The sequence below is a fragment of the Streptomyces sp. RP5T genome, from assembly GCF_003933965.1.
In the GTDB taxonomy this organism is placed as follows: domain Bacteria; phylum Actinomycetota; class Actinomycetes; order Streptomycetales; family Streptomycetaceae; genus Streptomyces.
The window spans coordinates 1-10623 of record NZ_RSAJ01000279.1 but is presented as its reverse complement, the minus strand read 5'-3'; the positions used below and the strand labels follow the sequence as shown (position 1 = coordinate 10623).

The following is a 10623-nucleotide window of genomic DNA, read 5'->3' as shown; positions in this document are numbered from 1 at the left end:
GCCCGGACCCGTCCCCGACGGAGTGCGACCGCTTCCTGTGGTGGTGCACGTAAGGGCTTCGCCCGTGTGAAGCCGGGAGGGCCGTCGGTCGGCCGCGCCCTCGGGAGGACTCCACTAGGGGCCGCTGTGGATCAGCGATGCCCACAGGTGCGGTCGGCCGGGATGCTCGGCGCGCAGGTCCCGGATGACGCGATGGAGCACGATCGCCGCGTCATCGGCGGACGGTGTGTCCGGCATCAGCCGGTAGAAGTGCTCGGCCGCGCCGGCCGCGACGTGGTCGTCCAGCGGCCACAGACTCGCGACGACATGCCGGTACCCGGCCAGCTGGAACGCGGAGGCGAGGTGGATGGACTCGTCCGCGTGCCGTCGGCCCACATGCCCGGTGGAGCACGCGGACAGGTAGGCGAGTTCGGCCCCGTGGAGGTCGCGGCGGCCGATCTCCGCGATGGACAGCACGCCGTCGTGGAGATGCAGCCCACCCTCGGACGGCGCGTCGGGGTCGGTGCCGGCGTGGCAGGCGAAGTGCGCCCAGTTCGCCTCCGGGAGCGCGCCGGTCACCCGGGCGACGGTGGCCCGCTCGTTGGTGAGCAACGGAATGTCGGGACGCACCGCGTGCAGGCTCGCCGCCTCGGCCACGGTGGCCGGCAGGTCCGGCAGCCCCGGGGTCCGGTCGAGGGCCACGACGAGCCGGCGCGGGGCCGTCGCGGCCGGACGTCCGTGGGCACGGGCCAGGGTCCGCAGCGTGGACGTGTACGACGAGACCACCCGGTCGAGCGCCCCGGTCCGGCCGGGATGTCCGGCCGCGTGCAGCGGCAGCAGCCCGAGCGGCCCGGTCGGCATCCACCACACCCGGGGGAGTGCTCCGCCGCCCGGGCGGATCCGTTGTTCGACCGCGTCGAGGACCGGCTCGACCGCCGTGTCCCACAGCCGGCCGAGCAGCTCCGTCAGTACCCGTTGCCGGCGCAGCTCGCCGGTGAACGACCCGGCGTCGTGCGTCGCTTCTGTCAACTCGGCCGCCCACGACTCGACTTCGGCCAGGTGCAGCTCGGGCAGTGGCACCAGCAGCGGGGGCCCGTCGGCGGTGATGACGATGCCGTCGCACCTCTGCGGTCCGGCGTTGAGCAGCACGACCGCCCCGCCGGTGGCGGTCGGCCGCAGCTCGCGCCACGTCGGAGGCAGGAGGAACCGGTCCAGCCCCGGCAGCCGGCGGATCTCCGTCAGCACGGCGTCGTGCTCGGCCCACAGTTCCTTGCGCCGGTCGACGTGATCGACGTCCTCGCCGTCGGGCGTGGCCATGGCCGGGGGGTCCGGCGCGTTGAGGGCGTCGCGGACGCGGCTCAGACGGCGGGCCAGCGCGGGGTGCTCGGCTTCGAGGTCGGCGAGGGGTGTCCGCAGGGCCAGCCGGGACGTCAGCAGGACCGACCGGCCGAGCTCACCTGCCTGGACCGCGCCGCCCGGATCGTCGAGGGCGCAGTGCACGGCGATCGTCTCGCCGACCAGTCCGCGGTTCGCGCCGAGACGGTACTCGTGGTCCGCCGACGAGGTCTCCCGCGCCGCGACCGACGGCAGCAACTCCACCGCCGTGTCGAACAGCAGCCGGGCGGTGTGCGGTTCGTCCAGTGCGTAGGCGAGCCGGCCTGCCGCCCAGCAGGCGCGGAGCCGGTCGAGCGGGGGCGACGTCGTGGCCGCCAGCGCGTCCTGCGCGAGCCGGTCGATCCGCGACCGGTCGAGGGCTCCGTCGGTGTCCCACCGCCTCCGGTAACAGGTCCCCAGGAAGTAGATCCGTGCGGCCCGGTTGGGATGGTCGCCCGGGGTGGCCGTGACCGCCTGTTCCGCGGCCTCGACGGCGCGATCGAGATCGGACGAGGCGCCGGTCCGCTGGAACCGCAGCCGGTAGGCGTTGCCGAGGTTGAACAGATGCTGCGCGCGGGCCGGATGGCCGGTGGGGACGGCGGCGGCCTCCTCCCGCGCGAGGTCCACCGCGCGGTCGAGGTCGGCCTGATCGCCCGAGTGCTCGTACCTCATCTGGTGGGCCCGCCCCAGGTTGTACAGGCGCAGCAGCCGGTCGGGATGGTCGGCGGGGGTGGCCGCGAGCGCCAGGAGCCCGAGGTCGACGGCGCTGTCGAAGTCGGGACGCCTGCGGCTCCGCTGGGCGCGCGCCCCGTGGGCGACCCCGAGGTTGGACAGCCAGACGGCCCGGTTCGGGTGGTCGTCCGGGGTGGCCGCCACGGCCTGTTCGAAATGGGCGACGGCTCGGTCCAGGTCGTTGAGGCTGCCGCTGTGCCCGAACCGTTGGCTGAGGGCGTTGCCGAGGTTGTTCAGGTGCATCGCCCGGTTCGGGTGGTCGTCCGGTGTGGCGGCCACCGCGCGTCGGCCGGCGTCGATGGCCGCATCCATGTCGGACGGCTCCCCGGCGCGGGCGAACCGGGACCAGTGGGCAAGGGACAGGTTCGACAGGCGGTACGCGAGGTCCGGGTGGTCGGTGGGCGTGGCGGCCACGGCCTGTTCGTGGTGCGCGACGGCCTGGTTCAGGTCGGCCACGTCCCCCAGCTGTTCGAACCGCCCCCGCAGGGCCGCCGCGAGGTTGTTCAGGGCGGTCGCGCGGAACGGGTGATCGGCGGGAATGGCGGCGACGGATCTCTGCAGGCTCTCGACGGCCCGGTGCATGTCGACGGGGTTGCCGCTCCGGTCGAATCGCGCGTCGTACGCGGTACCGAGGTTGGAGAGACGGATCCCGCGATCCGGGTGGTCGGCGGGTGTGGCGGCGACGGACTGTTCGTAGTACGCGACGACACGGTCGAGATCGCCCACGTTCCCCAGCCGTTCGAAGCGCGTGTGGTGGGCGACACCGAGGTTGGACAGGAACGTCGCGGACTGGCGGTGCCCCTGGGGTGCCGTGGCGACGGCACGACCGAGGTGGCCGATGGCCCGGTCCAGGTCGGCCGGCTCGCCGAGCCGCTCGAACCGCGCGTGGTAGGCCATGCCGAGGTTGGACAGGTAGGTCGCACCGTCGGGCGCGTCACCCGGGACGGCTGCCACCGCGCGTTCGTGGTGGCCGATGGCCCGGTCCAGGTCCGCCAGGCTCCCGGTCCGCTCGAAGCGGGCGTGATACGCGGCGGCGAGGTTCGACAAGGCGGTCACCCGATGCGGACCACCGATGTCGGCGGCGACCTGCTCCCCGAACCCGATGGCGCGGTCCAGGTCCGCCGGACGGCCCGCCCGTACGAACCGTGACCAGTAGGCGGCGCCGAGGTTGATCAGGACGGTCTGCCGGTGCGGGAAGTCGGCGGGGGCGGCGGCCAGGGCGCGCTCGCCGGTGTCCATGGCGCGGTCCAGGTCCGCCAGGTGCCCGGTCCGCTCGAAGCGCCGCAGGTGCCCCGTGGCGAGGTTGGTCAGGATCACCGGCAGGCCGGGGGAACCGGCGGGGACGGCCGCCAGCGCGCGCTCGCCGGTGTCCATGGCGCGGTCCAGGTCCGCGAAGTGGCCGGTCCGCTCGAAGCGCAGCAGGTAGCCCGAGGCGAGGTCGGTGAGGACGGTCTGCCGGTGCGGGGAGTCGGCGGGGGCGGCGGCCAGCGCGCGCTCGTCGCAGTCGACGGCGCGGTCCAGGTTCGCGAGGTGCCCGGTCCGCTGGAACCGCGTCAAGTGGCCCGTGGCGAGAGTGGCCAGGTGGAACGCCATGTTCAGGTCGGCTCCGGTCGCGACGACGGCCCGTTCCCCGAACTCGATGACACCGTCCAGGTCGTCCGGCCGCCCGGCCCGCTGGAACCGCAGGAGATGTGTGGCGCTGAGGTTGCCCAGGATCAGCGCGGAGTTCGGGTTGCCGACCTGGAGGACGGCCACGGCCTGCCGCCCGATGCCGATCGACTGGTCGGCGTGGTCCTCCTGTCCCGTCAGTGCGTACAGCGCCCGGTGGGTCTCGGCGAGGTTGTACAGGCGGGTGGCGCGGTGGGGATGGTACGCAGGTGTCAGGGTGAGGACGTTCCGGAACAAGGAGACGCAGTGGACGAGCAGGGCCGTGTCACCGGCTCGGGTGGCCGCGTCCAGCAGGTCGACCGCCTGCTGGTTCAGCTGTTCCGGATCGAGCCGGTGGTCGGAGGACATCGCCCGTGAGACTATCGGCCGACTGACCTGAGGGGGAGGCCTGTTGGACGCCGAACGATCGGCCCTGACCACGCTGTGCAAGGAGTTCGACGCGCTGATCGGCGAGACCCGGCGGCACTCCGCGGCACGTCAGGAACTGCTGGAACGGATCGTGGCCGAGGCCCGGGCACGCCGCCCGGTGGTCACCCTGCTGAGCCAGTTGCTCGACACCGACCGTGCGACCACCGTGCGCACGCTCGCCACGGGACTGCCGGGAGCCGGGCCGGGCACCGCCCGTCAGGAGAACTTCCGCTGCCCGGACGGCGCCTGCGACCGGACGGCGGTGCCGCCACCGGCGGGCGCGATCCCGCGCTGCGCGGTCATGGGCCGGCCCATGGAGCGGGGGTAGCGCGGGTGGGCGGTTTCTTCCAGCAGTTGGCCAAGACCCTGGCCGACCGGTGGATCAGCCTGCTCGTGCTGCCCGGTGCGTTCTTCCTCGGGGCGGTGTGGCTGTCCCTCGTCCTCGGCCATGCCGACGCGTGGAACGTCGCGCTGCTGACCCGTCGGGCCGAGGACGACATGGCCGCGGTCGCCGACCTGTCGAGCGGGGCGCAGGTCCTGCTCGTGACAGCCGTGGCGGCGGCCGCCTCCGGTGTGGGTTTCGTGGTGCAGGCGCTGGCCGTGGTCACCCGACGTGTCTGGCTGGGACCGTGGCCCGGCCCGTTCGCCTCGGTCGCGGCGACGCGTACGGCGCGCCGGCGGGCGCGGTGGCACCGGCTAGTCGAGGAACGCCGGGCGCTCGAAGCCGCCAGCCCGGTCGGCCGCACCCGCGAGGGGCAGGACCGGATCGACGCCGTGGCCCACCGCATCACCCGGCTGGCCATGGCCGAACCGGGCAGGCCGACCTGGATGGGCGACCGGATCCACGCCGTGGAGTCCATCGCGTACCACCGCTACGGACTCGACCTGGCCTATGGCTGGTCACGGCTCTGGCTGGTGCTCCCCGACCCCGCACGGACCGAACTCACCGCAGCGCACTCGGCGTTCGCCGCCGCGGTCGCCACCGGCACCTGGGCCGTGCCCTACCTCCTGCTCACCGTGGTGTGGTGGCCCGCCCTGCTGATCGCCGCGGGCATCGGGCTGACCGGGTGGGCCCGCGCCCGCTCCGCCGTGGCCGATCTCAGCACCCTGACCGAGGCCACGCTCGACCTGTACGGCCGTACGCTGGCGGCCGCGCTGGGGATCGGCGACGCCACGGAGGACACCGGCCCGCTGACGATCAGCGAGGGCGAGCGCGTCACCGAGCTCGTACGCAAGGGTCGCTAGGACCTGTGGCGAGAGTGTCTTCCGCCGTGTGAAGCCCGGCACCAGGGGCAGACGCCCGCTGTCACGCGTCCCGCATCCGCCGCAGCAGGTCCCGCAGCGACTCCCGCTCCTCCTGGGACAGTCCCGCCAGCGGTGCCCGGGCGAACCGCAGTCCCTCCCGCAGCTCCCGTGCCACCTCGAGTCCCGGCTCCGTCGCCACCGCCACCTTGACCCGCCGGTCCGCGGGATCGGGGCGCCGCTCCACCAGTCCGCGGGACTCCAGCCGGTCCACTATCCCGGTGACGTTCGACGGCTCGCACTTCAGCTTCTGGGCCAGTTTACGCATGGGGAGCGGCTCCAGGGACAGCAGACTCAGCAGCCGCGCCTGCGCCCCGGTGAGGGCGTGCTCCGCGGCCGCGTCCTCGTAGTCCGAGTGGAAGCGGGCCACCACGTCCCCGATGAGCTCCACCACTTCCATGGTCAGCGCGTCGGGCCGGGTCTTGTGAGGAGTGGGCATGCGCTCCAGGGTACCCCTTTACTTGACAACCTGAAATATTCAGGAGCATGGTTGTTTAAGGCACTGAAGTAAATCGAAAGGTCGCAGGCATCATGATCAACCGCGAATGGCACCTCGTCTCCCGCCCGGTCGGCTGGCCCAAGCCCGAGGACTTCGCCCTGGTCGAGACCGAGGTCCCGACCCCCGGTGAGGGTCAGGTGCTGGTCCGGAACAAGTACGTCTCCGTCGACCCGTACATGCGCGGCCGCATGAGCGCCGCGAAGTCGTACACCGCGCCCTTCGAGCTCGGCAAGGTCATGCAGGGCGGCGCGGTCGGCGAGGTCGTCGAGTCCCACGCCGAGGGCATCGCCGTCGGCGACCACGTCCTGCACTTCTTCGGCTGGCGCGAGTACGCGGTCATGGACGCCAAGCACGCCGTCAAGGTGGACGCCGACGCGGCCCCCCTGTCGACGTACCTCGGCGTCCTCGGCATGACCGGCCTGACCGCCTACGCCGGCCTGCTGCGCACCGCCTCCTTCAAGGAGGGCGACTCGGTCTTCGTCTCCGGCGCCGCGGGTGCCGTCGGCAGCCAGGTCGGCCAGATCGCCAAGCTCAAGGGCGCCTCCCGGGTCATCGGCTCGGCCGGCTCCGACGAGAAGGTCAAGCTGCTCGTCGAGGAGTACGGCTTCGACGCGGCCTTCAACTACAAGAACGGCAAGGTCAGCGACCAGCTCCGCGAGGCCGCCCCGGACGGTGTCGACGTCTACTTCGACAACGTCGGCGGTGACCACCTGGAGGCCGCGATCGGCTCCCTCAACGAGGGCGGCCGGATCGCCGTCTGCGGCATGATCTCCGTCTACAACAACACCGAGCCGGCCCCCGGCCCGCGCAACCTCGCCCGGCTGATCCAGACCCGCGGCCGCATCCAGGGCTTCCTGGTCGGCGACCACTACGACCTCCAGCCGCAGTTCGTCTCCGAGGTCGGCCCGTGGGTGGCGTCCGGGCAGCTCAAGTACCGCGAGACGGTCGTCGAGGGCATCGAGAACAACCTGGAGGCGTTCCTCGGGGTCCTGCGCGGCGACAACACCGGAAAGATGATCGTCAAGCTCTGACCGTCGGCACCGCGGCAGGCGCGCCTCCCGTACGGCGGCACGCGGCCGGCCCGGGCCCTGCGTGAGCAGGCCCCCCGGCCCGCCCGTACTCGAGGGCGACCCGCGGAACCGTCTCCGTGCGGCTCGTCCGGCGGAGCCCGTGGGGCGCACAGGGCGAAGGCGGCATCCCTGGACGTGGGGTGCCGCCTTCGCCCGTGCCGTACGGCTCACACGGCCAGGGCCGCCCTGTGCACGGCCCGCACGAACCGCTCGTTCTCCGGCGCCGCCCCGCCCGGGAACGCCATCCGGCGGCGGGTGTAGCCGTAGGCCAGGCCGCTGCGGGGGTCGGCGAAGGCCTGGGAGCCGCCCGCGCCGCTGTGGCCGAAGGAACCGGCGCCCAGGAACGGGTGCCACATGTCGGCCGTGGCCTGGAAGCCCAGGCCGTAGGACTTGTGGGCGCGGGCCACCAGGTCGTAGCCCACGGAGTGGATCTGGCCCACCTCCGCGACGGTGTCCGGCTTCAGCAGGGGCGGCCGGTCCGCCACCTCGCTGATCGCCGCCGCGTACATGCCCGCGAGGCCCCGCGCGGCGGCCACCCCGCCCGCGGACGCCGGCCCCTTCGCCCGTACGGCACGGGAGTTGGCGTAGTCCACCAGGTCACCCGGCTCCGGCACCTGCTGGTTGAAGGCGATCGCGGCCAGGGTGTGCGGACCCGTCGGGGTCGCGTCCAGCAGGGCCTGCTGCGTGGCCGTCGGCACCATCGGCTGCACCGAGCGGTAACGGGGTTCCAGGGACTCGGGCAGCCCCAGGTGGAAGTCCAGCCCGTACGGCGCCCGGATCCGCTCCTCGTACACCTCCTGGAGCGTGCGGCCCGTGGCCCTGCGCACGATCTCGCCGGTGAGGGCGCCGATCACGAGCGCGTGGTAGCCGAAGGCCGTGCCGGGACGCCAGAACGGCTTCTGGTCCGCGAGCCGTTCGGCCACCGCCCGATCGTCCGCCAGCTCCTGAGCGGTGAACCCGGCGTCCAGTCCCACCACCCCGGCCCGGTGCGCCAGCAGTTCCCGCAGGGTCAGCTGACCCTTGCCCTCGGCGGCGAACTCCGGCCAGTAGTAGGTCACTTTGCGGTCCAGCTCCAGCGTGCCCTCCTGGACGAGGAGCGCGACCACCAGATGGGCGGCACCCTTGGTCGACGAGAACACGCCGTAGAGGGAGTCAGGTCCCACCTCCTCGCCGGCCCACAGGTCGACGACCTGCCTGCCGTGCACATACGCGCTCAACTGCCCCTCGTAGTCGGGCCGCTCGCCCGCCACGAAAGCGGTGAACTCCTCGCGCACCGCCTCGAAGCCGTCCGCGACGGTGCCGTGGATCTCCTGCGTCATCCGCTCTCCTCAACTCAGCCGCTGCTCGCGCGTGCCATGGTGAACAACGCCCGTCCGACCTGGGCGGACTCCCCCGTGCCCCAGGGGCGCCCCGTCCGGGCTCCCGGACATCACCGAGACCTCGCCGCTGATGTCCCGGCCGGCCGCGAGGGGCTTGCGGGAACGGTTCTTCTCGTGGTGTGCACGCGTACCTCCTCCGGAGCTTCCCGAGATCGGTACGGCGAGATGTACCTGTTCGACTCAACCGCAACAAGTAGGAGTTCGTGGCGCGGATGCCCCGGATGGCGCACCTCGGGTGCCGGAGCCGGGCCCCGGGCCGTATCCGTGGCCGAAGAGCCACCCGATAGGGTGCGGGACATGCGTGATCTCGGGGCGGGCTTCCACTATCTCCTCAAGGGCCAGCGGTGGGTGGCCCGGCACGGCAAGCAGTACGGCTTCGGACTGATCCCGGGCCTGATCACCCTGGTGCTGTACGTGGCCGCGCTGGTGGCCCTGGCGAACTGGGGCGAGGACGTGGTGTCCTGGGCGACCCCGTTCGCCGCTGACTGGTCGAGCCCGTGGCGTGGCCTGTTCCGGGGCTTCCTGACCGCCGTCCTGTTCGCGCTGGCCCTCCTCCTCGCGGTGCTGACCTTCACGGCGGTCACCCTCCTGATCGGCCAGCCCTTCTACGAGAGCCTCTCCGAGAAGGTCGACCGGGACGTCTCCCCGGACGGCACGGCCCCCGAGTCCGGTCTGCCGCTCTGGCGGGAGCTGTGGATCTCGGCGCGGGACAGCGTGCGCATCGTGGTCCGGGCCGCGCTGTGGGCGGTCCTGCTCTTCGCCCTGGGCTTCGTCCCCGTCGTCGGGCAGACCGTGGTCCCGGTGCTCGGCTTCTTCGTGACCGGCTTCTTCCTCACCGAGGAGCTCACCGCGGTGGCCCTCCAGCGCCGCGGGGTGGACCTCCGGGCCCGGCTGACCCTCCTGCGCTCCCGCAAGACCCTCGTCTGGGGCTTCGGCACCCCTCTCGGCCTGTCCTTCCTGGTCCCCTTCGTCGCGGTGTTCCTGATGCCGGGCGCGGTGGCCGGCGCGACCCTGATGGCACGGGACCTGCTGGGGGAGCGGACCGGGGACGGGAACGACGAGCCCGGTGACGACGACGAGGACGGCGAGCCCGACGGGGAGACGGTGCCGGGTGAGCTCGGCGTCTGACCCGGCGTCCGACCTGGTGATCCGCCCGGCCACGCACACGGACGCCGAGGCCGTGTTCCGGCTCCTGCGCGACTTCGCCACCACCTACCGCCCCGAGCGCGCCCGCTACGACGCCGTCACCTTCCCCGAGGTGCTGCGGGCCGCCGCCGGGCACCGGGCCGAGTTCCTGGTCGCCGAGCAGGGGACCCGGGTCGTCGGCTACGCCTACGCGGCCCGGATGTCGACCCTGTTCGCCGGCGGCACCGTCCTCGAACTCCTGGAACTCGCCGTGGACGCACCCCTGCGCGGCCACGGCACGGGCTCCCGGCTCGTCCGCGAGATCCAGGACCGCGCACGGCGGGCGGGCGACACCGAGGTCACCGTGCCCACCCGCAGGGCCGCCGGCTTCTACCGCCGTCTGGACTTCACCGGGACGGCGACCTTCCTGAAATGGCCCGTGCCGGGTGGGCGGGGGACACCCGGCGAGTAGCCCCCGCCGCCGACCGTCCTACGCCCCCGCGGCCACCGAGACGATCGCCCGCACCTGCGCGATGATGTCCAGCCGGTTGCGCACGAACCCCGGGTCGGTCACCGTGCCCGTCGCCGGATCGGTGTTCCCCGCCCCGAACTCCAGCACCGGCGTGTGCACATGACCGCCCGGGAGCACGTCGTGCAGGCCCAGGCGGTCCCGCAGCAGGGTGGCCCGGTACGCGATCTCGTTGGAGAGGTAGTCCCCGCCGCCGCCCGCCCGCGCCGTGGACCCCGGGGTCGGCCCGTCCGGACGCACGACCGGCTGCGTCTGGCCCGCGGGGATCTCGGTCACGCTCGTGTGGTCGTAGACGGGAAAGCGCCCGGTGTCCGCGTCCACGATCGCCCGGTACGGCAGTGTCGTGGTCGTCCACTGCGGCTGGGAGGCCGGATCGGCGACCGGCACCGTCCCCGTCACCCCGACGTTGTCGTTGTCCGGGAACCCGCCCCGCCAGGCCCCGTTGGTCCGCTCGACGTCGAACCGGCCCACCCGCCCCTGGCTCACGGTCGCGAAGAGATCCACCCGCCGCAGATACGGCCGCAGGGCCCGCTCCACGGTCCGGTCCGTGAAGTCCTG

8 protein-coding genes and 1 pseudogene are annotated in these 10623 nt (G+C 73.0%); 5 read left to right on the top strand and 4 right to left on the bottom strand.

Going from position 1 to position 10623, the window contains the following annotated elements:
• Nucleotides 1-114 precede the first annotated feature (114 nt).
• Nucleotides 115-4101: a CHAT domain-containing tetratricopeptide repeat protein gene (locus EHS43_RS25930; protein WP_125193173.1), complete on the bottom strand. Its 3987-nt coding sequence runs from the start codon at nt 4099-4101 to the stop codon at nt 115-117.
• Nucleotides 4102-4144: 43 nt separating this feature from the next.
• On the opposite strand from EHS43_RS25930, the gene EHS43_RS25925 reads away from it, so the two are divergent.
• Nucleotides 4145-4489: a hypothetical protein gene (locus tag EHS43_RS25925; protein WP_221740760.1), complete on the top strand. Its 345-nt coding sequence runs from the start codon at nt 4145-4147 to the stop codon at nt 4487-4489.
• Nucleotides 4490-4494: 5 nt separating this feature from the next.
• Entirely contained in the window at nt 4495-5406 is a 912-nt protein-coding gene (locus EHS43_RS25920) for a hypothetical protein (protein ID WP_125193171.1), read from the top strand.
• A gap of 61 nt (nt 5407-5467) precedes the next feature.
• Here EHS43_RS25920 and EHS43_RS25915 read toward each other — a convergent pair whose 3' ends face one another.
• Nucleotides 5468-5902, bottom strand: a complete 435-nt coding sequence (locus EHS43_RS25915) for a MarR family winged helix-turn-helix transcriptional regulator (RefSeq protein WP_125193170.1) — start codon at nt 5900-5902, stop codon at nt 5468-5470.
• Nucleotides 5903-5994: 92 nt separating this feature from the next.
• On the opposite strand from EHS43_RS25915, the gene EHS43_RS25910 reads away from it, so the two are divergent.
• On the top strand, nt 5995-6993 hold the full coding sequence (locus EHS43_RS25910; protein WP_125193169.1) for an NADP-dependent oxidoreductase: 999 nt from the start codon (nt 5995-5997) through the stop codon (nt 6991-6993).
• 206 nt (nt 6994-7199) lie between these two features.
• Here the strand turns inward: EHS43_RS25910 and EHS43_RS25905 are convergent, their stop codons facing one another.
• On the bottom strand, nt 7200-8351 hold the full coding sequence (locus EHS43_RS25905) for a serine hydrolase domain-containing protein (protein ID WP_125193168.1): 1152 nt from the start codon (nt 8349-8351) through the stop codon (nt 7200-7202).
• A 357-nt stretch (nt 8352-8708) separates the two neighbouring features.
• Here EHS43_RS25905 and EHS43_RS25900 point away from each other — a divergent pair, with 357 nt between their 5' ends.
• Together EHS43_RS25900 and EHS43_RS25895 are read left to right on the top strand one after the other, a co-directional pair.
• Entirely contained in the window at nt 8709-9539 is an 831-nt protein-coding gene (locus EHS43_RS25900; protein ID WP_125193167.1) for an EI24 domain-containing protein, read from the top strand.
• A complete protein-coding gene (locus EHS43_RS25895) occupies nt 9523-10008 on the top strand; it encodes a GNAT family N-acetyltransferase (protein ID WP_185806409.1) in 486 nt (161 codons plus the stop codon). The genes EHS43_RS25900 and EHS43_RS25895 overlap by 17 nt, the downstream gene beginning before the upstream one ends.
• Nucleotides 10009-10026: 18 nt before the next feature.
• On the opposite strand, the pseudogene EHS43_RS25890 reads toward EHS43_RS25895, so the two are convergent.
• Nucleotides 10027-10623, bottom strand: a pseudogene (locus EHS43_RS25890) (pyroglutamyl peptidase); the annotation flags it as partial.